The sequence below is a fragment of the Streptomyces lucensis JCM 4490 genome, from assembly GCF_014650035.1.
In the GTDB taxonomy this organism is placed as follows: domain Bacteria; phylum Actinomycetota; class Actinomycetes; order Streptomycetales; family Streptomycetaceae; genus Streptomyces; species Streptomyces lucensis.
The window spans coordinates 365468-386020 of record NZ_BMUE01000004.1 but is presented as its reverse complement, the minus strand read 5'-3'; the positions used below and the strand labels follow the sequence as shown (position 1 = coordinate 386020).

The window sequence follows — 20553 nt, the reverse complement described above, 5'->3', positions numbered from 1 at the left end:
GCCCGTGCCGGCGCCTGAGTCGGGGACTACTCAAGTCCACCTGTATCAAACCTGAGTAGACACGCTCCGGATGACGTGAGGACACTCGAACAGGATGCGAAGACCTGCGGGACGCCGTGGCCGTTCACCGGCCGCGAGGACGAACTCGAGCTGGTGCGCGCCGCGTCGGCCGCCGGTCGGCACGGCATCGCGGTGACCGGCCCGGCCGGGTTCGGCAAGACCCGGCTGATCGAGGAGGCGTTGCGGGACACGGACCACGTCCGGGTCACCGGCACCCCCGAGGCACGGAACCTGCCCTTCGCGGCGTTCGCGCACCTGCTCCCGGACACCGTCGTACCGCACCAGGCCGTCCGGGTGCTGTCCGGCGTACGGCTGCTCGTCGTCGACGACGCCCATCTGCTGGACGAGGCCTCCGCGGCCCTGGTCCACCAGCTCGCCGCCCACGCGCGCACCCGCCTGGTCGTGACCGCGGTGGACGAGGCGCCCGTGCCGGGCGCGGTGTCCCGGCTGTGGACCGGTGAGCTGCTGCCCCGGCTGGCCCTCGCCCCGCTGCCCCGGGAGGACACCGCCCGCCTGCTCGCCGCCGCCCGGCTCGAACCCCTCACCGCCGGCCGCCTGCACCGCCTGTGCCGGGGCGATCTGCGGCTGCTGCGCGACCTGGTGACCGCGCTCGGCGCCGCCGGGCGGCTGACCGCCGTCCCCGGGACCGGCGAGCGCGCCTGGCGGGGCGGGCTGCCGGTCACCCCGGCCGTGCGCGAGCGCCTCGCCCCGGTCCTCGCGCGCTGCGGCCCGGGTGAACGCGACGTCCTCGAACGCCTCGCCTTCGCCGAACCCCTGCCGCTGCGCCTGGACGATCTCGGCCTCGACGTCCTCGAACGCCTGGAGGCGGACGGCCTGATCGAGGTGGACGACCACGGCGCCGTCGCCCTCGCCCACCCCCTGCACGGTCCGGCCCTGCGCGCCATGACGGGCCGGCTGCGGGCCCGCCGGCTGACCGGGTCCCCGGGGGGCCGCGGTCCCGCCCTCGCCGCCGAACAGCGCACGCTGGCCCGGCGGATCGAGCAGCTGGACGTCCGGCCGGTGCCCACCGGGGTGGGGGAGTGGACGGTGGCGGAGGGCGTCCCGCTGCCCGCCGGATACGCCGCCGTGCGGGCCAGGTACGCCCGCCTGCGCGGCGAACTGCGGGAGGCGGCGGCGTGGGCCCGGGAGGGCCTGCGACAGGCACCGGTCGACCCCGCATGCCGCAGGGAACTCGCCCTTTCGGAGGACCAGTTGGCGGGACCGGCCGACGCGGGCGACCCGAGGGCGGCGGCCGGTCGCGACGTGGCCGGGGACGACGTCCACGCGCTGTACGAGTCCGTACGCCTGGGCGCCCCCGAGCGGGTGGCCGGGCGGCTCCCGGCCGGCAGCGTGTTCGCCCGGCACGCCGACGCGCTCGCCCACGGTGACGGGCCGGGCCTCGACCGGGCCGCGGAGGCCCTGGAGGAGCGGGGTTTCCTGCTGTTCGCGGCCGAGGCCCACGCCCAGGCCGTACGCGCGCACCGCGATCCGCGTGCCGCGCGGCTCTCCCGGACTCGCGCGGTCGCCCTCGCCCGCCGCTGCCAGGGGGCCCGCACACCCGTGCTGTCCGGACTCGTCCTCGGCGAACTCACCGTCCGGCAGAGGCAGGTCGTCGCGCTCGCCGCGGCGGGGCTGAGCAACCGGGAGATCGCCCAGCGGCTGACCCTGTCGGTGCGGACGGTGGGCAACCATCTCTACAGCGCGTACACGCGGCTCGGCACGGGAGACCGTGGGGCACTGCCACACCTGGTGGAGCCTCCGGTCGCGGAGTCGGCGTAGGGACGCCCGGGTCCAGCGTCCCGGCCGCCCCCGCGCGACGCACGCTCACGCCGCCCCGAACGCGGCGAACGCCCAGCCCGTCGCCTGGTGCAGCGCGTCGCCGGGGAGTGCGGCGCGGGCGTCGCGCAGGGCCTCGGCCAGGGACAGGCCCGCGCCGAGCCCCTTGTGCAGGGCGAGCATCAGCGGCACCACGGCGGCGTCGTTCACCGGTGCGCTGCTGGCCACCACGCCGGCCGTGCCCAGCGGCAGCAACGCGGTGACCAGGCCGAGCAGTTCGTCGGCGCCGACCGAGGCCAGACGGGCGGTGTCGCAGCTGGACAGGATGATCCGGTACGGGCTGCGCGCGAGCCGCTCGAAGTCGTGCACGATCAGCGGGCCGTCGGCCATCCGCAACGCGGAGAACAGGGGGCTGTCCGCGCGGAACGTGCCGTGCGCCGCGAGATGCGCGAGGCCGGCGCCGTCGAGTTCCGCCAGCACCCGGGGCACCTGCGCCTCGTCCCCCTCCAGGACCGTCGCCGTGCCGTACCGGTCCGCCAGTTCCACCACCTCGGCGCCGCCCGTCGCCAGTCCGGGGCCGCGCACCAGCACGGCCCGGCCCTCGGACGGCGGCTCCGTCTCCCGGGCCCGTAGCCAGCTGCCCGCCGACGGGGACACGCTGAGCACCCGGTCCCGCAGCGCGGGCAGCAGGGCCCACGGCACGCGGTGCAGCGCCCCCGGCGGCACGATCACCACGGGGCCCGGGCCGAGCCGGGCCGCGGCCCCGCCCAGCAGCAGATCCTGCAGCCGTCGGCCCGCCGCCTCCACCAGCGGCAGCCGCGCCTCGGCGCCGGGGTGCGCGAGCCGCCGCAGTCCGGCCTGCACGTACTCCGCCTCGGACACCGCCTCCGCCAGCGGTCCGCCGTCGAACCGCCGCACCCGGCCCCGGCCGCACAACAGGACGTGCACCCGCCCGTCCACCACCGCCAGTTCGACCAGCCGGCCGTCGCCGAGCCGGTCCAGCAGCCGGGCCACGTCGAAGCGGTCCCCGGTGCCGGGCGACGCCCCACGCGTGTGATGGGTGCGCGAGCGGATCTCCCGTTCCAGGCGTCGCTGTTCGCGTTCCAGCGCGGGCACCGGGCGGCCGTCGCCACGGGCGCCCTCCGCGCGGGCGGCGATCTCCCGGTACGCGGTCAGGCTGCTCAGCAGCGCCGGATCGGCGGGCGGCCGGGTCGGCGGCGCGGACAGCACGGTCGCCCGCCAGCGCTCGCTCCACACCAGCAGCCGCCTGGGATCACCCTGGGCGAGGCTCACCTCCTGGGCGAGCGCGGCCAGTTCGGCGCCCTGCGCCGTCGCGTGGGCCCGCAGCTCAGAGGCGCCCAGTGTCGTCCGGTGGTCGTCGAGCACCTCCAGACCGCGCCGGCACGCCTCCAGCACACCACGCCGGGAACCGGCCGCCCGGGCCCGCAGCGCCTGCGCCGCCCAGCCGGTCACCCGGGCCGTCGGAGGGCCGCCGTACCGGCTGCGGGCGGCCGCCGACAGGTGCCGTTCCGCGTCCGCCGTCCAGCCCAGCCCCAGCGCGATGCGGCCCGCGAGCAGGGACGCCTCGGGAGCCGCGGGTGAGCCGTAGGAGGCCAGCCGCCCGGCGACCGCCGCCGCGTCCGCGACCAGCCGGCCCGACCGCCGCCCCGCCGCCACCCGCGCCTCGGTCAGCACCAGCCGGGCATGGGTCTCCCACCACATCCGCCGCTGCGCCGCGAACAGCCGTACGGCGACGGCGGCGCGGGCCGTCGCGGTGTGCGCGTCCCCGGCCGAGCGGGCGGCCCGCGCGGCGGCGAGCAGCAGCTCGGCCTTGCGGGTGGACTGCCCGCCGGTCCGGTCCAGCAGCGCCGTCGCCGCGTCCGCCTCGGCCAGCGCCTCCGGCGCGAGCCCCGCCGCCATCAGCACCTCGCAGCGTCGCACGGACAGCATGTAGGTCGGCGTGCCGAGCTTGGCGTACCGCTCCTCGGCCTCGTCCAGCAGCCGCAGCGCCGCGGGTACGTCCCCGGCGCGGAACGCGGCCAGACCCCGGCTCTCCACCGCGTCGGCCTTGTCGTGCTCCTGGCCGGTGGTGTCCCACAGCCGCTCCGCCGCCGTGAAGTCCGCGACCGCCCGGTCCACCGCCCCGAGGGCCAGGTGCACGGTCGCCCGCAGGGTCAGCGCCCGAGCGGTCCAGATGTCGTCGGCGGCCTGCCGCAGCACCGGCAGCGCCCGCCGCACGTCCTCCAGCGCCTCCCGGTGATGTCCCAGCACCCACCAGACGTACGCCCGCCGGTACAGCACCCGGGCCCTGGTGTGCCCGGTGCCCCGTGCCACACCGCGCTCGAAGGCCGCGAGCCCCTGCCGCGTGCGCCCCGCGTGCACCAGTGCGACCCCCAGCGTCGCGAGCACGTCGGCCTCCCGGTCGGCCGACTCCGCGCGCGCGGCGAGGTCACGGGCCCGCCGCAGGTGCCGTAACGCGATGCGCAGATCGCCGAAGTCGCGCTGCCAGATGCCGAGCACCTGGTGGGCGACGCTGGCGTGCAACGGCCGCGGACCGGAGTGCAGCACCCGTTCCGCGCGCGCCCGGGCCTCGCCCGGGTCGGCGAACACCAGAGGCAGCAGTTCGAGAACCGGCTCGCTTCCCGCTGTCACGCCTCGCATGGTAGTGGCCCGCTGTATCAGACGGCGGTGCCGCGGCTCTCCCTGTCGTACCACCGTCTCGAGGGGGAGGACACGGCATGGCACTTCAGCGATTCCACGAGCAGTTCGACCACATCCAGCGCTCGATGCCCGGCGTTCCACTGGCCATGGGACCGGACGACGACGCCCACCTCCTCTACGAGCGGGGTGTCGTCCTCGCCCGGGACGGCGAGGAGGCCCGGGTCGTCGAGGACACCGTGCGCGCGCACTTCACCGAGACCCGGGGCCTGTTCCCCGAGCACGTGGGCCGCACGAGCCCGGAGACCAACCGCACCGGTGTCACCCGCATCCGCGTCGGCGACCCGGGCCGGGGCGACGACACCGTGCCGCACGCCCTGCGCGCCCTGCGGGCGGCCGAGGAACGCCGGGGCCGCTCCCTGGTCAGCCGGAACCACGTGGTGCACATCGCGGTCAACGCCTGCCCAGGGGACGAGCCGGTGCCCGTCCCGCGCACCGGAGCCGCCAACCCCGCGGCCGCCGGGGGCGGTCACCACCCGGACTCCGCCGTCCGGGTCCTGGTGATCGACAACGGGCTGGTGCACGACCACCGTTCCTACCCGCTCCTCGCCCACACCACGGGCGACGCCCAGCTGACCGAGACCGACGGCGACGGGGTGCTCCACCAGTACGTCGGCCACGGCACGTTCATCGCCGGCCTCCTCGCCGCCGTCGCGCCCGACACCGACATCGTCGTCCGGGGCACGCTGAACGACGCGGGCGCCGTCCTGGAGTCCGAGTTCGGCGCCAAGCTGTTCGAGGCGGTGGACCGGGGCGGCTGGCCCGACGTCATCAGCCTGTCCGCGGGCACGCCCACCGGGGGATCCGACGGCCTGATCGGTCTGGACGCGTTCATGCGGGAGCTGCGCACCCGGCGCACCCTGCTCGTCGCCGCCGCCGGCAACAACGGCAGCGACGTCCCGTTCTGGCCCGCCGCCTACGCTGCCCTGCCCGAGTACGCGGACAGCGTGCTGTCGGTCGGCGCGCTGCGCGCCGACGGCGACGGCGGGGCCTGCTTCACCAACCACGGCCCCTGGGTACGGGTGTACGCCCCCGGCGAGCGGCTGACCAGCGCCCTCACCGGCTTCGGCACGCCCGTGCCGTACGTCTACCAGCACTCCACCTACGACGCCTGCCGGTTCGGCCTCGACTACGCCTGCACCTGCCAGTACCCGCGCCACACCGGCGTGCTGAGCGAGGGCCGGGAGAGCACCGGTGCCAAGCCCGACCAGGTGATGTTCGACGGCCTCGCGCAGTGGAGCGGCACCTCCTTCGCGACCCCGGTCGCCGCGGGGCTCGTCGCCGCCCGCATGACGGCGCACCGGGAGCGCGACCCGCGCACGGCCGGCGCCCGGCTGCTGGCGGACACAACCGCCCGGGCCGAGGTGCGCGGGGCGCACGTACCGGCGCTGCGCCCGCCCACCTGGCGCCCGGTCCCGCTCGCGACCCCGGCGCTGCCCGCATGAGGGCCGGAACGCTCCGCTCCACGTCGTACGATGACGACCCGTACACAAGGGGTGGAGCCGTGGACCGAGCACAGGTCGGCGCGTTGGTCCGGTCCGCCGGCGACGGGGACGCCGCGGCCTGGAAGGCGCTGGTGGAGGGGATGAGCCCGCTGGTGTGGTCGGTGGTGCGCGCGTACCGGCTCTCCGACGCCGACGGCCACGAGGTCTACCAGACCGTGTGGTTCCGCTTCGCCCAGCACCTGGCCCGGATCCGGGAGCCGGACAAGGCGGCCTCCTGGCTGGCCAGTACGGCTCGTCACGAGTGCCTGAAGGTGCTCAGGGGCCTGGCGCGGCTGACCCTGACCGACGACCCGCACGTCCTGGACCGGGCCAGCGAGGAGCGGACGCCGGAGCAGTCCCTGATCGAGTCCGAGGAGGCGGCGGACCGGGCCGAGCGGGCCCGCAGGCTCTGGCACGAGCTGGACCAACTGGGAGACCGCTGCCGGCAGTTGCTGCGCGTCCTGGTGGCCTCCCCGCCGCCCAGCTACCTGGAGATCTCGGCCGCGCTGGGCATCGCGGTCGGCAGCATCGGCCCCCTGCGCCAGCGCTGCCTGCGCCGGCTACGGGCCCGGATGGACGCGCGGGAGGCGGCGTGAACGGCCAAGGCGTGAACGGACACGGCGTGAACGGCCCGGACGGGGACGGATCCGCCGGAGACGGGTTCGACGGGAACGGGTTCGACGGGGCCGGACCTCCCCGGGACGGCCCGGAGGGCGACGAGTTCTCCGACGCGCTGCTGGAGGAGGAACTGCGCGAGGCGGCCGCCGTCCTGGACCCGGTCCCGGAGGAGCTGCGCCAACTGGCCCTGGACGCCTACGCCCTGCACGACCTGGACGCCCGCGTCGCCGAGCTGACCTTCGACTCGCTGGTGGACGCGCTGCCGGTCCGGGGCGCCACGGACGCACCGCGCATGCTCACCTTCCGCGCGGGGGAGGTGACCGTCGACGTCGAGGTCACCGAAGCGGGGCTGATGGGGCAGGTGCTGCCGCCGCGGTCGGCACGCGTCGAGGTGCTCGGCGGCCCGCAGACCTGCCGCCCGGTCCCGGTCGACACCCTCGGCCGCTTCACCAGCGACACGGCCCCGGCAGGCCCGTTCGCCCTGCGGCTGCGGACCGGCGCGGACGTGATCGTCACCGAGTGGCTGCGGGCCTGACCGGACCCGCTCACCAGGTGACGGGGAGCGTGCGCGGGCCGCGGATCATCGTCCGGTGCCGCCAGAGCACCTGCTCGGGCGGCACCGCCAGCCGCATCCCGGGCAGCCGGTCGAGCAGCGTGTCCACCAGCAGCCCGGTGAGCAGCCGGGCCAGTACGGCGCCGGTGCAGAAGTGCGGGCCGTTGCCGAACGCCAGGTGCGGGTTCGGGTCGCGGTCGGGGTCGATGCGGTCCGGGACGGGGAAGACGTCCGGGTCGCGGTTGGCGGCGAGGTAGGAGACGTGGACCGCGTCGCCCGCGGCGATCAGCCGCCCGGCGACCTCCACGTCCTCCAGTGCGATCCGGGCGAGGCCGACCGTGCTGCGGTGCGGGACGTAGCGCAGCAGTTCGTCCAGCAGCGGACCGCGCGCTTCGGGACGCGCCCGCGCACGCTCCATCAGCTCCGGACGGGTGAGCATCAGGAAGAGCATCTGCCCGCAGTTGTGCGTGACGGCCTCCCCGCCGATCTGCAGTGGGCCGGCGAGCCCGACGGCCTCCTCCTCGCCGATGTCGCCGCCCGACACCGCCCGGCCGAGCAGCGCGTACACGTCCTCGCCGGTGCTGTGCGCGCCGGCCCGGACGATCGACCGGATCCACCCGTACAGGCCCGTCTTGGCCCGCGCGGCGGCCTCGGCCCCACCGGAGGTGGAGATGATCTGCCGCGTCCAGGCGTGGACCTGAGGCCGGTCGGCCGCGGGCACGCCCATCAGCTCGCTGACGACGGTGACCGGGAACGGCTCCAGCACCCGCTCGATCAGATCGGACGGTGGCCCGTCCCGGACGACCCCGTCCACCAGCTCGTCCAGGACCGCCTGCGCCCGGGGCCGCAGCCGCTTCATCGCGCTGACCGTGAAGGCGCCGGCGACCGGCCTGCGCAGCCGGTTGTGCTCGGGCTGGTCCGCCCAGGCGAGCGAGCCGGGCCGCGGTGCGAAGTCCGGGGCGAGTCTGGTCACCTGACGGCATGTCGCCTCGGCGCGGCTGAACCGCGGATCGCTGGTGATCAGTCTGACGTCCTCGTAGCGGGTCGCCAGCCAGGCCCAGCCCTCGCCGTGCGGCAGCCGGATCCGGGTGAGCGGTCCCTCGCGCATGAGATCGGCGAGGACCGGGTCGAAGTCCGTCCCGTCCAGGTCGTGCGCCGGCCAGTCCCGGACGGGCGGCGGCGTCCGTCCCGAGGGCGCGCTGCTCTCCACGGTCGTCATGCCCTCCACCCTGGTACGCGCCCCGCCCCCTGTCCTGCGGAAGTGCTCCAGCCGGAGGCGGCACGGACCGGCCGGCCGGGGGTGCCCGGTCCGGAACTCAGAGGGTGTCGATCAGCCCGGCCAGGGCGGTGGCGAGGTGTTCGAGACCCAGGCCGGCCGGACCGCCCGGTTCCGTCATGTAGGTGTCGCGGCGGATCTCGACCATCAGCGCGCCGACCCGGGCGTCACGCCCGTAGAAGTCCAGCGGCACATAGGTCCCCGCGAACGGGCTGTCCAGGCCCGTCTCCCCGAACCCGGCGAAGGCCGCGCGGGCCGCCTCGGTCAGCTCCCGCGGGGTGTGGAAGGCGTCCGTGCCCAGGCACACGGGCGGGCGCGGTCCGGCCCCGTGCAGCTCGTAGGGCAGCGCGGTCGCCGGATACGAGTGCACGTCGACGATCACTGCCCGCCCGGTAGCGGCCAGCCGTTCCGCGACCGCCTCCGTCATCGCCCGGGCGTACGGCCGGAAGTACCGCTCCAGCAGCGGCTCCGGGTCGCTGTCCGCGGGGCGCAGCTCGGCCCGGTGCGTGGTCCGGGTGTACACGGCGCCCATTCCCACGGCGAGCATCTCCTCCCGCTCGTCCGGGAACCGCTCCGGGTCCACGACCAGCCGCGACAGCCGGTTCACGAACCTCCAGGGCGTCACCCCGGCCAGGGCGGCGGCCCGCTCGGCGATCGAGGCGGTGTGCGCGTCCGTGATGTGGTCCAGCTCCCGGTCCAGCTCCGTGTCGTCCAGCACGATGCCGGCCCGCACCTCCTCGGGTATCGCCCGTGCCGAGTGCGGCACGTGCAGCAGCACCGGCGACGTCGCGGCACCGGGGAGAAGTTCGAACGAGGGCACGGGTGCGGACACGGGCTGCTCCAGAGGGTCTTGTCGATGGATGGGGCGCGGCGCGGCCGTCACCGGCCGCACGCGCCTCCGCCCCGGCCGGGGTGTACCGGCCGAGGCGGAGGTCACGCACGACGGCGGGCAGGGCGCCGCCGCAGGCGAGGTCAGCTCAGGGACGCCAGCGCCTCGTTCCAGGTGGCCGACGGGCGCATGATCGCGTCCGCCTTGGCCTTGTCGACCTGGTAGTAGCCGCCGATGTCGGCCGGGGAGCCCTGGACGGCGTTCAGCTCGTCCACGATGCGCTGCTCGCCCGCCGCGAGGGTCTCCGCGAGCGGCGCGAAGGCCTTGGCCAGGTCGGCGTCGTCGGTCTGCGCGGCCAGCTCCTGCGCCCAGTACAGGGACAGGTAGAAGTGGCTGCCGCGGTTGTCGATGCCGCCGACGCGACGGGTCGGGGACTTGTCCTCGTTGAGGAAGGTCGCCGTGGCGCGGTCGAGGGTGGCGGCGAGGACCTTGGCCCGCGCGTTGCCGGTGGCCTCGGCGTACTGCTCGAAGGACGGCACCAGGGCGAAGAACTCGCCGAGCGAGTCCCAGCGCAGGTAGTTCTCCTTGACCAGCTGCTGGACGTGCTTCGGCGCGGAGCCGCCGGCGCCCGTCTCGAACAGGCCGCCGCCCGCCATCAGCGGGACGACCGACAGCATCTTGGCGCTGGTGCCCAGCTCCAGGATCGGGAACAGGTCGGTCAGGTAGTCACGCAGCACGTTGCCGGTCACCGAGATGGTGTTCTCGCCGCGGCGGATGCGCTCCACCGACAGCTTGGTGGCCTCGACCGGCGCCAGGATCCGGATGTCCAGGCCCTCGGTGTCGTGCTCGGGCAGGTACTGGTTGACCTTCGCGATCAGCTGCGCGTCGTGGGCGCGCGTCTCGTCCAGCCAGAACACCGCCGGGTCGCCGGTGGCGCGGGCGCGGGTGACGGCCAGCTTGACCCAGTCGCGGATCGGGTCGTCCTTGGTCTGGCAGGAGCGGAAGATGTCGCCCTGCGCGACCGGCTGCTCGATGAGCACGTCGCCGGCCTGGTCGACCAGGCGGACCGTGCCGGCGGCCGGGATCTCGAAGGTCTTGTCGTGGGAGCCGTACTCCTCGGCCTTCTGCGCCATCAGGCCGACGTTGGGGACGGAGCCCATGGTCGACGGGTCGTAGGCGCCGTTGGCCCGGCAGTCCTCGACGACGGCCTGGTAGACGCCGGCGTAGGAGGAGTCCGGGATGACGGCGAGGGTGTCGTGCTCCTGGCCGTCCGGGCCCCACATGTGGCCGGAGGTGCGGATCATCGCCGGCATGGAGGCGTCGACGATGACGTCCGACGGCACGTGCAGGTTGGTGATGCCCTTGTCGGAGTCGACCATGGCGAGGGCCGGGCCCTCGGCGATCTCCGCGTCGAAGGAGGCCTTGATCTCGGCGCCCTCGGGCAGGTTCTCCAGGCCCTTGAGGATGCCGCCGAGGCCGTCGTTCGGGGTGAGGCCGGCCGCCTTGAGCGTCTCGCCGTACTTCGCGAACGTCTTCGGGAAGAAGGCGCGCACCACGTGACCGAAGATGATCGGGTCGGAGACCTTCATCATCGTGGCCTTCAGGTGCACGGAGAAGAGGACACCCTCCTCCTTGGCACGGGCGACCTGCGCGGCGAGGAAGGAGTTCAGCTCGGCGACGCGCATGACGGAGGCGTCGACGACCTCGCCCTCGCGGACCGGTACGGACTCCTTCAGCACGGTGGTGCCGCCGTCCTCGCCGACCAGCTCGATCCGCAGCGTGCCCGCCTCGGAGATCACCACGGACTTCTCGGTGGAGCGGAAGTCGTTCTCGCCCATGGTGGCGACGTTCGTCCGGGACTCGGAGTTCCAGGCGCCCATGCGGTGCGGGTGGGTCTTGGCGTAGTTCTTCACCGACGCGGGGGCGCGGCGGTCGGAGTTGCCCTCACGCAGGACCGGGTTGACCGCGGAGCCCTTGACCTTGTCGTAGCGGGCGCGGATCTCGCGCTCCTCGTCGGTCTTCGGGTCGTCCGGGTAGTCCGGCAGGGCGTAGCCCTTGCCCTGCAGCTCGGCGACGGCGGCCTTGAGCTGCGGGATGGAGGCCGAGATGTTCGGCAGCTTGATGATGTTGGCCGCGGGGGTCTTGGCCAGCTCGCCCAGCTCGGTCAGCGCGTCCGGGATGCGCTGGTCCTCGTTCAGGTACTCCGGGAAGACGGCGATGATGCGCCCGGCCAGCGAGATGTCACGCGTCTCCACGGGCACACCGGCCTGCGAGGCGTACGCCTTGATCACCGGCAGGAACGAATGCGTCGCCAGGGCCGGGGCCTCGTCTGTGTAGGTGTAGATGATGGTCGAGTCAGTCACCGGGTGCTCCGCTCCACGTCTGCAACATTGCTCGACATCAAGATATCTCGTGATCGGGGTCCGCTCGACAGGGGTCCCGGCCGGAAAAGATCGCGCGCCGCCGCAACCGAAACCGTCCGCAAGTGGTCATGACAAGCGATCGCCCGCCGACCACGGGTGATCCACCACTCATCGGCGGCCGGATCCGACCTCCCGGCCGCCCGAGCGAAAGCGGACCATGAGATATCGCACCAGAGTGACGGCCCCGGTGGCCGCCCTGATGATCGGTACGGCGACGGCACTGACCCTGGACTCCCCGGCCCAGGCGGCACCGGACAGGCCCACGGGGGAGCCCGGCCCGGAGACCCTCGGCGACGCGGTGTTCCCGGCCCTCGGCAACGACGGCTACCGCGTGTCGGAGTACCACCTCGACCTGGCCTACGACGCCACGACGAAGCTGGTGGAGGCCACGGCCACCCTGCGGATCCGCGCCACCCAGGGGCTGAGCCGCTTCTCCCTCGACGCCCTCGGCCTGGACATACGCTCCGTACACGTCGGCGGCCGCGCCGCCACCTGGGAACAGGTGGACGAGAAGCTGCGGATAGTTCCCGCGGGGCCGCTCCCGGAGCGGGCGGTGGCGACCGTCTGCGTCAGCTACTCCGCCGACCCGCGCCGTACGCTCCCGCACACCGCCTGGGTGCCCACCCCGGACGGCTTCGCGATCTGCCCGCAGCCGAACTCCGCGCACACCGTCTTCCCGTGCAACGACCACCCGTCGGACAAGGCCGCCTTCTCCTTCCGCCTGACCGTCCCGGAGGGCCTGCGCGCGGTCGCGAACGGCACGCTCACCGGCACGGACACGCTCTCGGACGGCCGCACCGCGTACACGTACCGCTCGGCCTCGCCGATGGCGACGGAACTCGTCCAGATCACCGTCGGCGACTACGTGATCAAGGACCGGCAGGGCCCGCACGGCCTGCCCCTGCGCGACGTCGTCCCCACCGCCCGCGCGGCCGCCCTGGAACCGGCCCTCGCCCTCACCCCGGGCCTGGTGACCTGGCTGGAGGACCGGCTGGGCGCCGCCTTCCCGTTCGAGACGTACGGCCTGCTGCCGTGCAACTCCGACGATCCCAAGGCCTTCGACTTCACCGGCCTGGAGACCCAGACCCTCACCCTGTACAAGCCGGGCTTCCTGCTCCAGGAGGAGAAGAAGATCGGCTCGCACATGATGCACGAGCTGGTCCACTCCTACTTCGGCAACCTCGTCAGCCCCGCCTCCTGGGCGGACCTGTGGCTGAACGAGGGCCACGCCGACTTCTACGGGCTGCTGTACCGCTACGAGCGCGGCTGGGCCGACTCCCTCGGCCTCACCACCATGGAAGCCCGGATGAAGGACACCTACGCCCGCGGCGACCAGTGGCGCCACGACTCCGGACCGGTGGCCGCCCCCAACGCGGTCAACCTCTTCGACAGCCAGCGCTACCTGGGCGGCGTCCTCGTGCTGTACGCCTTCCGGCAGCTGGTCGGCGAGGACGTCTTCCACGCCGTCGAGCGTGCCTTCCTGGAGCGCTTCCGCGGGGCCTCGGCGTCCACCGACGACTACATCGCCGTGGCCTCGGAGGTCTCCGGCCAGGACCAGTCCGGCTTCCTGCGTGACTGGCTCTACGGCACGACGACCCCGCGCATGCCCGGTCACCCCGACTGGACGGTGACCCCGGTCGCCTCCTCCTTCGCGGCCCCGCACAGCAAGCGCGGCGGCCACTGGCACGAGAACTCGGCCACGCTCTGATCAGCCGCGGGCGGGGCCCCGACCGGCCCCGCCCGCCATCTCGCGCTCGATCCACCTGCAGATCACGTCCACCACGTAGGCGTGCTCCGCCCGCGTCAGCTCGCGTCCCTGGGGGATGCCGTGCCAGCGGCGAAGGCAGCCGCGGCAGCAGGTGGCGGTCGCGTGCTGGGCCACGAAGACCGGATGCCCCCGGTACGGCGTCTGCTTGCCGTCCTTGTACGGCTCGGCCGGCGCCAGCCGCCTGGCGACCAGGTCGTACGCGTGCCACCGGATCGTGGCCGGACCCTTCGACTCGGCGGTGGCCCGTTCCCGCCCGCGCAGGTGGAAGCGCGCCCGGAACGGCTGCCGCGCGAGGGCGTCGAGCCGCCGGTCCAGGGCGCGCGCATCACGGCGCCGGTCGTCGTCGGCCACCGGCCGTCCTCTTCGGCTCGGGCCGGGCTCAGGCCAGGAGCGCGCGTTTCTGCTGCTCGAACTCCTCGTCCGTCAGCACCCCTTGGGCCTTCAGCTCGGCCAGCTGCTTGAGCTGGTCGATCTTCTGGGTCATGGCGTCGGCGGCGTCGGCCGGCGGTGCCGCGGCCGGCGGCGCGGCGGGAGGGGGCGGCGGCGGCGCCTGCTGTGCCTGCGCGTACCCCTGCTGCTGTTCGTAGTCCTGCTGCGCCCACCGGCCCGCCTGCCGACGTGAGACGCGGTTGGAGACGGCGGTCGCGGTTCCGGCCACGACGGCCGTGCGCGCGACGCCCCGAAGCAGTCCGGGCATGTCGGTACCTCCCAGGTGAGTCAGGCGGCCGCGGAGCCGCCGGGCGGCTCCGTCCCCTCCGTGGCGTCCAGCGCCGCGAGCAGCGCCTGCACCGGGATCCGGCCGCTCGCCACGAGCTGGGCCCCGCTGCGCCTGAGCGCACGGGCGAGGGGAGCCGCCCACAGGTTCTCGTACACCAGCACAGCCGCCGAGTTGCCGGGATCCAGGACGCCCGCGGCCTCGTCCAGGTCGCTCTGGTCCAGCACACCGGCCGAGGCACCCTCGAAGAGCGAGAGGTCGATCTCGTCACCGAGGTCCCGCAACTCCAGGGCCACGACCGAGCCGTCGGTCTCCTTGCGGATGAACGCGAGGTCGATGATCCGGACGATGCCGCGCTCGGCGAGATCCACCAGCAGGGGGAACGCCTCGCCCGTCATGCGGTTGCCGGGGAACTCGATGACCAGGTAGTCGACGGGGCCCATTTCTTCGACGCTGTCCATGACCACTCCCGTGGAGCCCGATGGGGGGCGGCGCGCCGGCCGGCGGGTGGCGCCTCGCGGCCCGACGTCCGTCATGCCCCCGTTTCCCCTCCAGTCCAGCACGGGGCGCTGGGGCGCGCACCTCCGTGGGCGCGGGCGCCACCGGCAGAAGTGCGGCGGTCCCGGCGAAGGCGGCCGGACGTTCGCCCGCCACGGGTGAGGCGCGCGGTGGCCGCCCGCGCTGCGATGGGAGCGGCGGCCCGGAGCCGGTGCCGCCGGTGACGGGCGGACGCGGACGCCCGGACGGGTTCGGCGAGGTGACGTCGTGGGACATTGGCGGGCTCTGATGGTGCTCGGGACGGCCCAGTTCCTGATGGTGCTGGACACCTCCGTCATGAACGTCTCCATCAGCCGGCTGGTCGAGGACTTCGACACCGAGGTCACCGCCATCCAGGCCGTCATCACGCTGTACGCGCTGGTCATGGCCGCGTTCATGCTCATCGGCGGCAGGCTCGGCGACATCTACGGCCGCCGTCGGCTGTTCCTGCTCGGGATGGTGGTCTACGGCGTCGGGTCGGGTCTCACCGCCGTCGCGCCCACCCTGTGGGTACTCGCGCTCGGCTGGTCCGTCACCGAGGGCATCGGAGCGGCGATGGTGCTGCCGGCCATGGCGGCCCTGGTCGCCGAGTCCTACCGGGGCCGGGACCGGGCGGTCGCCTACGGCGTGATCGGCGGCCTGGCCGGTGCCGGCATCGCGGTCGGCCCGCTGCTGGGCGGCTGGGTGACGACCTATCTGACGTGGCGGCTGGTCTTCGCCGGAGAGGTGGTGGTCGTCCTCGCCGTCCTGTGCTTCCAGCGGGTCATCGCGGAGTCCGCGCGGGCCGCGCCCCCGCCCCGGCTGGACCTCGTCGGCGCGGTCCTCTCGGCGGCCGGGCTCGCACTGGGCGTGCTCGGGGTGCTGCAGAGCAGCACCTGGGGCTGGGTACAGCCGCGCAACCCGCCCTTCACCGTGCTCGGCTTCGCGCCCACCCTGTTCGTCGTGGGCGCCGGAGTGGCCGTGCTGGCGCTCTTCGTGCGCTGGGAGCGCAGACGCGTGGCCACGGGCGCCGACCCGTTGGTGCACCTGTCCCTCCTGGACCTGCCACCCCTCAGGGCCGGTCTGCTCGCCCTGCTGAGCCAGAACCTCATCCTGCTGGGGCTGTTCTTCACCATCCCGCTGTACCTCCAGGTGGTGCAGGGCTTCGACGCCTTCCAGACCGGTCTGCGGCTGCTGCCGGTGTCCGTCACCATGCTCGTGACCTCGCTCACCGCCGCCGGACTGGGCCGGATCATGGGGCCGCGCCGGGTGGTCCGGCTGGCCCTGCTGACGCTGACCGCGGCCATCGTCTGGCTCCTCGCCACCATCGAGCCGGCCATCGACGACGTGCAGTTCGCCGGAGCCATGGCGCTGCTGGGCGTCGGCATGGGACTGCTCGCCTCGCAACTGGGCAACGTCGTCCAGTCAAGCGTGGGCGAGGAGGAACGCAGCGAGGTGGGAGGCCTGCAGTTCACGGCCCAGAACCTCGGCTCGGCGCTGGGGACCGCGCTCATCGGCTCGATCCTCATCGGCGCGCTGGTGCACGCGTTCACCGCCGATGTCGAGAACAACCCCGCGCTGTCGCAGGAGGCACGCCGGCAGACCGGCGTCGCCCTCGAGGCCGGGGTCAGCTTCGTGCCCACCAGCCAGGTGCGCTCGGCCGCCCAGCGAGCCGGACTGCCGCCGTCCGAGGTCGACGCCCTCACCGACACGTACGCCGCCGCTCAGCTCGACGGCCTGAAGGCGGCGGTCCTCGCCGCCGGCGGCGTCACCCTCGCCGGCTTCCTCGTCACCCCGGGCCTGCCCGCCGCCCCGTCCCGCGGCCCGCGCCCGGCCGGCCCGTCACCGGACGACGCCCGGCCGGACGGTGACGCACGGTCGCGCGGCCGGCGCCGGTTCACCCATGGCGGGTGAGGCCGCGGCTCCTTGGCCGTGTGCACGCTGACAACTGCGGACACCGGCCCGGCACCCCGGCCGTTCCCCGTCCCGGACGGAGGCGAGACATGAGCGCGCAGACCTACCTGGCGTACGACTATCCGCTGCTGGGCGTCTTCTGGACGATGCTGGAGTTCTTCCTGTGGATCATCTGGTTCGTCCTGCTGTTCAAGGTCATCGTCGACATCTTCCGCGACGACACCCTGGGCGGCTGGGCCAAGGCCGCCTGGACGCTCTTCGTCGTCGTGCTGCCCTTCCTGGGCATCCTGGTGTACCTGATCGCACGCGGCAGGGGCATGGGGCAGCGGGAGCTGGCGGACGCGCGCGCCCAGCGGGAGGCCTTCGACTCCTACGTCCGGCAGGCAGCGGGGGGCGGGGCGGCCGCCACCGGCAGCGCCGACGAACTCGAGAGGCTCGCCGGCATGCGTTCCCGCGGTGACATCACCGAGGACGAGTTCCGCAGGGCCAAGGATCAGGTCCTCGGCGGCGCCGGGGAGGCTCGGCCCTCCGACTCCGTACCCACGACGTCCGGGCGCTGAGAACGCCCGGCGACGAGCCGGGCACGCCCCCGACAACGAAACGAGATCACCACATGGCCACGACACCTCACGCACGCGCTCACACCCGGACCGCCAAGCAGCAGTGGGCGGGCGGCCTGACGGCCTTCGCGGGCGTCATGCTGATGATCGCCGGGCTGCTCAGCCTCTTCCGGGGCATCATGGCGATCGCCCGGGACGACGTCTTCGTCACGACGCCGAACTACGTCTTCAAGTTCGACCTCACCAGCTGGGGCTGGATCCACCTGGTCCTGGGCGTGATCGCCGTGGCGGTCAGCTTCGGCCTGTTCGGCCCGGCGATGTGGGCACGCGTCGCCGGCGTGGCCATAGCCGGGCTGGTGATCATCGCCAACTTCCTCTCGCTGCCGTACTACCCGGTCTGGTCGGTCGTGATGATCGCGGTCTCGGGCTTCATCATCTGGGCCCTGTGCGCGGTGCAGCCGGAGAGCCCGGGAATGAGGGCGTAGGAGCCGGCGGGGGCCGTCCGGCCCCCGCCCGGCCCCCGGCCCTACTCGGCGTGCGAGGACTCCGGCGCCCACTCGTCCGCGCCGCGCTGCTGCGGTATCACCACCGAGCCCTGCTGCAGGGCCACCGTCCTGACCGGGGACGGGATGCGGATGCCCTCCGCGCGGTAGCGGCGGTGCAGGCGCTTGATGAACTCGTGCTTGATCCGGTACTGGTCACTGAACTCGCCGACGCCGAGGATCACCGTGAAGCCGATGCGCGAGTCGCCGAAGGTGTGGAAGCGGATCGCGGGCTCGTGCTCCGGGACGGCGCCGGCGACATCGCGCATCGTCTCGGCGATGACCTCCGTCGTGACCCGCTCCACCTGGTCGAGATCACTGTCGTAGCTCACGCCCACCTGCACCAGGATCGTCAACTGCTGCTCAGGACGCGTGTAGTTGGTCATGTTGGTCTTCGCCAGCTGGCCGTTGGGGATGACCACCAGGTTGTTGGAGAGCTGGCGGACCGTCGTCTGGCGCCAGTTGATGTCCACGACGTAGCCCTCCTCACCGCTGCTCAGCCGGATGTAGTCGCCCGGCTGGACGGTCTTGGAGGCGAGGATGTGGACGCCCGCGAAGAGGTTGGCGAGGGTGTCCTGCAGCGCGAGGGCCACGGCCAGACCGCCCACGCCCAGGGCGGTCAGCAGGGGCGCGATGGAGACCCCCAGCGTCTGGAGCACGACCAGGAAGCCGATCGCCAGCACCAGGACCCGGGTGATGTTCACGAAGATGGTCGCCGAGCCCGCGACGCCCGAGCGGGACTGGGTGACCGAGCGGACCAGCCCGGAGATCACCCGGGCCGCGGACAGGGTCACCACCAGGATGAGCCCGACCTGCAGGAGCTGGTCGACGTGGTGCTGGACGGTTCTGGTCAGCGGCAGCACCGCCGCGGCCGCGGCCGCGCCGCCCGCGATGGCGGCCCAGGGGACGACCGTGCGCAGTGAGTCGACGATGACGTCGTCGCCGCTCCAGCGGGTCCGCTTGGCGTGCTTCGCCAGCCAGCGCAGCAGCGTGCGCGACATGAAGGCGAGCAACAGGCCCGCCGCCAGGGCGATTCCGGCGAGGACGGAGTCGTCCAGGGTCAGTGCGCGGTTCACCGGTCACCTCCGGGGCGCCGATCGGCTGCGCGGAGCCTGATGTGAGTTCGCGTCACGTTGTCACCTGCTCGATGTCCGGGATGTGCGATCGCGCGGGCCGTCCGTCCGGGCCCCGCCCGCGCGATCGCTCATCCTGCCGTATCCGGTGCGCCGGTTCGCAATCCGGCCGGCGTCGCGGGCGCACCGCTCAGACGATGCCCTCCGCGAACTCCGCCTGGTCGCGGTCGCTGCCGTACGCGGCGGTGGTGGGCGTGCCGTACGACCGGCGTGCGACGTACCACCAGACGCTGGCGAGGACCAGGACGACGGCGAGGGCGATCGAGGCGTAGTTCATCGTGTCGACCGTCACCGGCGAGCCCTGCGGCAGGCAGAACAGGACCGTCACGCACGCCACCCACACCACGGCGATCCAGCCGACGGGCCTGCTCCACCGGCCCAGGTGCCACGGCCCGGGCCGGAAGCGGTCGCCGGCCCGCAGCCGCAGGAACACGGGGATGGCGTAGGCGGGGGTGATGCCGATGACGTTGATGGCGGTCACCGCGTTGTACGCCGTCGACGAGTACAGGGACGGCAGGGCGAGGACACCCGCCACGACCACCGACAGCCACACGGCGGCGACCGGCGTCTGGGTGCGGTCGCTCACCTTGCGCCACAGGTGCGAGCCGGGCAGCGCACCGTCCCGGCTGAAGGCGAACACCATCCGGCTGGCGGCGGCGACCTCCGCGTTCCCGCAGAACAGCTGGGCGGTGATCACGACGAGCAGCAGCGCGCTGGCGCCGCCGGTGCCGAGCCCGTCGAGCATGATCTGGGCGGGCGGCACCCTGGTGTCCGTGGTGCGCGTGGCGTCGTAGTCCTGGATGGCGAAGGTGAGACCGGCCAGCAGGACGAAGCCCGCCACCCAGGACACCCAGATGGCCCGGACGATGCCGCGGGACGCGGCCACCGAGGCGTGCGAGGTCTCCTCCGACAGGTGGGCCGAGGCGTCGTAGCCGGAGAAGGTGTACTGCGCGAGCAGCAGGCCGATCGCCGCCACGTACAGCGGGTTGTGCCAGCCGGTCTCGTTGACGAACTCGGTGAACACGAAGGACGGCGACTGGTGGTGGTCGGGGAAGATCGCGAGCGCGCCGACGATCAGCGCCACGCCCGCCAGGTGCCACCAGACGCTGACCGAGTTGAGCACGCTGACCAGGCGCACGCCGAACAGGTTGAGCACCGCGTGCAGCAGCAGGATGGCGGTGAAGATCAGCATGGTCTTGCCGGGCGTCGGTTCGAAGCCCCACTGGATGTTGGCGAACGCGCCGATGAACAGGGCCGCGCCGTAGTCGATGCCGGCGATCGCGCCCAGCAGGCCGAGCAGGTTGAGCCAGCCCGTGTACCAGCCCCAGCGGCGGCCACCAAGCCGGTCGGCCATGTAGTAGAGGGCCCCGGAGGTGGGATAGGCGCTGGTGACCTCGGCGAGCGAGAGGCCGACGCACAGCACGAACAGGCCGACGGCCGCCCAGCCCCACAGCATCACGGCGGGACCGCCGGTGTTCATGCCGAACAGGTACAGGGTCATGCAGCCGGACAGGATCGAGATCACCGAGAAACTGATCGCGAAGTTGCCGAAGCCGCCCATGCGGCGGGCCAGCACGGGCCGGTAGCCGAGTTCGCGCAGGCGCTGTTCCTCGTCCTGCTGCGGCAGGCCCGGGGACGGCGCTGGGTCGGGGGTGCGGGACATGCGGG

At 73.6% G+C, this 20553-nt stretch carries 17 protein-coding genes; 8 read left to right on the top strand and 9 right to left on the bottom strand.

Annotation, left to right across the window (positions count from 1 at the left end):
* Positions 1-75: 75 nt before the first annotated feature.
* On the top strand, positions 76-1839 hold the full coding sequence (locus IE177_RS12900) for a LuxR family transcriptional regulator AbsR2 (protein WP_190015404.1): 1764 nt from the start codon (positions 76-78) through the stop codon (positions 1837-1839).
* Positions 1840-1884: 45 nt separating this feature from the next.
* On the opposite strand, the gene IE177_RS12895 is transcribed toward IE177_RS12900, so the two are convergent.
* The gene (locus IE177_RS12895; RefSeq protein ID WP_190015403.1) at positions 1885-4497 is read right to left on the bottom strand and encodes a CHAT domain-containing protein; all 2613 of its coding nucleotides are present in this window, start codon (positions 4495-4497) and stop codon (positions 1885-1887) included.
* A 77-nt stretch (positions 4498-4574) separates the two neighbouring features.
* Between IE177_RS12895 and IE177_RS12890 the strand changes: the two genes are divergently transcribed.
* The 3 genes from IE177_RS12890 to IE177_RS12880 are packed head-to-tail and all read left to right on the top strand — an operon-like array spanning position 4575 to position 7191.
* Positions 4575-5999, top strand: a complete 1425-nt coding sequence (locus tag IE177_RS12890; protein WP_190015402.1) for a S8/S53 family peptidase — start codon at positions 4575-4577, stop codon at positions 5997-5999.
* Positions 5996-6634: an RNA polymerase sigma factor gene (locus IE177_RS12885; protein WP_190015401.1), complete on the top strand. Its 639-nt coding sequence runs from the start codon at positions 5996-5998 to the stop codon at positions 6632-6634. Before IE177_RS12890 ends, IE177_RS12885 begins: the two co-directional genes overlap by 4 nt.
* Before the next feature lie 26 nt (positions 6635-6660).
* Positions 6661-7191, top strand: a complete 531-nt coding sequence (locus IE177_RS12880; RefSeq protein WP_373305079.1) for a hypothetical protein — start codon at positions 6661-6663, stop codon at positions 7189-7191.
* Between the two features lie 10 nt (positions 7192-7201).
* On the opposite strand, the gene IE177_RS12875 is transcribed toward IE177_RS12880, so the two are convergent.
* From IE177_RS12875 to IE177_RS12865, 3 genes are all read right to left on the bottom strand, one after another.
* Positions 7202-8428 (bottom strand): cytochrome P450, encoded by a 1227-nt coding sequence (locus tag IE177_RS12875; protein WP_190015400.1) that lies wholly within the window; start codon positions 8426-8428, stop codon positions 7202-7204.
* A gap of 97 nt (positions 8429-8525) precedes the next feature.
* Positions 8526-9317 carry an N-formylglutamate amidohydrolase gene (locus IE177_RS12870; RefSeq protein WP_190015399.1) on the bottom strand — a complete coding sequence of 264 codons (792 nt, stop codon included), beginning with the start codon at positions 9315-9317 and terminating at the stop codon, positions 8526-8528.
* A gap of 140 nt (positions 9318-9457) precedes the next feature.
* Positions 9458-11677, bottom strand: coding sequence for an NADP-dependent isocitrate dehydrogenase (locus tag IE177_RS12865; protein WP_190015398.1), 2220 nt, complete (start codon positions 11675-11677; stop codon positions 9458-9460).
* Between the two features lie 217 nt (positions 11678-11894).
* Here IE177_RS12865 and IE177_RS12860 point away from each other — a divergent pair, with 217 nt between their 5' ends.
* Positions 11895-13445 (top strand): M1 family metallopeptidase, encoded by a 1551-nt coding sequence (locus IE177_RS12860; protein WP_190015397.1) that lies wholly within the window; start codon positions 11895-11897, stop codon positions 13443-13445.
* On the opposite strand, the gene IE177_RS12855 is transcribed toward IE177_RS12860, so the two are convergent.
* The 3 genes from IE177_RS12855 to IE177_RS12845 are packed head-to-tail and all read right to left on the bottom strand — an operon-like array spanning position 13446 to position 14681.
* Positions 13446-13856 (bottom strand): DUF4186 domain-containing protein, encoded by a 411-nt coding sequence (locus IE177_RS12855; protein ID WP_190015396.1) that lies wholly within the window; start codon positions 13854-13856, stop codon positions 13446-13448. It abuts the gene before it with no gap.
* A gap of 28 nt (positions 13857-13884) precedes the next feature.
* Positions 13885-14202 (bottom strand): SHOCT domain-containing protein, encoded by a 318-nt coding sequence (locus IE177_RS12850; RefSeq protein ID WP_190015395.1) that lies wholly within the window; start codon positions 14200-14202, stop codon positions 13885-13887.
* A gap of 20 nt (positions 14203-14222) precedes the next feature.
* Positions 14223-14681, bottom strand: a complete 459-nt coding sequence (locus tag IE177_RS12845; RefSeq protein WP_229816030.1) for a DUF6325 family protein — start codon at positions 14679-14681, stop codon at positions 14223-14225.
* Between the two features lie 304 nt (positions 14682-14985).
* Between IE177_RS12845 and IE177_RS12840 the strand changes: the two genes are divergently transcribed.
* From IE177_RS12840 to IE177_RS12830, 3 genes are all read left to right on the top strand, one after another.
* The gene (locus tag IE177_RS12840; protein ID WP_190015394.1) at positions 14986-16650 is read left to right on the top strand and encodes an MFS transporter; all 1665 of its coding nucleotides are present in this window, start codon (positions 14986-14988) and stop codon (positions 16648-16650) included.
* Between the two features lie 89 nt (positions 16651-16739).
* Positions 16740-17210 carry an SHOCT domain-containing protein gene (locus IE177_RS12835; protein WP_190015393.1) on the top strand — a complete coding sequence of 157 codons (471 nt, stop codon included), beginning with the start codon at positions 16740-16742 and terminating at the stop codon, positions 17208-17210.
* Positions 17211-17263: 53 nt separating this feature from the next.
* Positions 17264-17695: a DUF7144 family membrane protein gene (locus IE177_RS12830; RefSeq protein WP_190015392.1), complete on the top strand. Its 432-nt coding sequence runs from the start codon at positions 17264-17266 to the stop codon at positions 17693-17695.
* Between the two features lie 41 nt (positions 17696-17736).
* Here IE177_RS12830 and IE177_RS12825 read toward each other — a convergent pair whose 3' ends face one another.
* Entirely contained in the window at positions 17737-18828 is a 1092-nt protein-coding gene (locus tag IE177_RS12825) for a mechanosensitive ion channel family protein (protein ID WP_190015391.1), read from the bottom strand.
* A 187-nt stretch (positions 18829-19015) separates the two neighbouring features.
* A complete protein-coding gene (locus tag IE177_RS12820; protein WP_190015390.1) occupies positions 19016-20548 on the bottom strand; it encodes an amino acid permease in 1533 nt (510 codons plus the stop codon).
* Between the last annotated feature and the right edge of the window lie 5 nt (positions 20549-20553).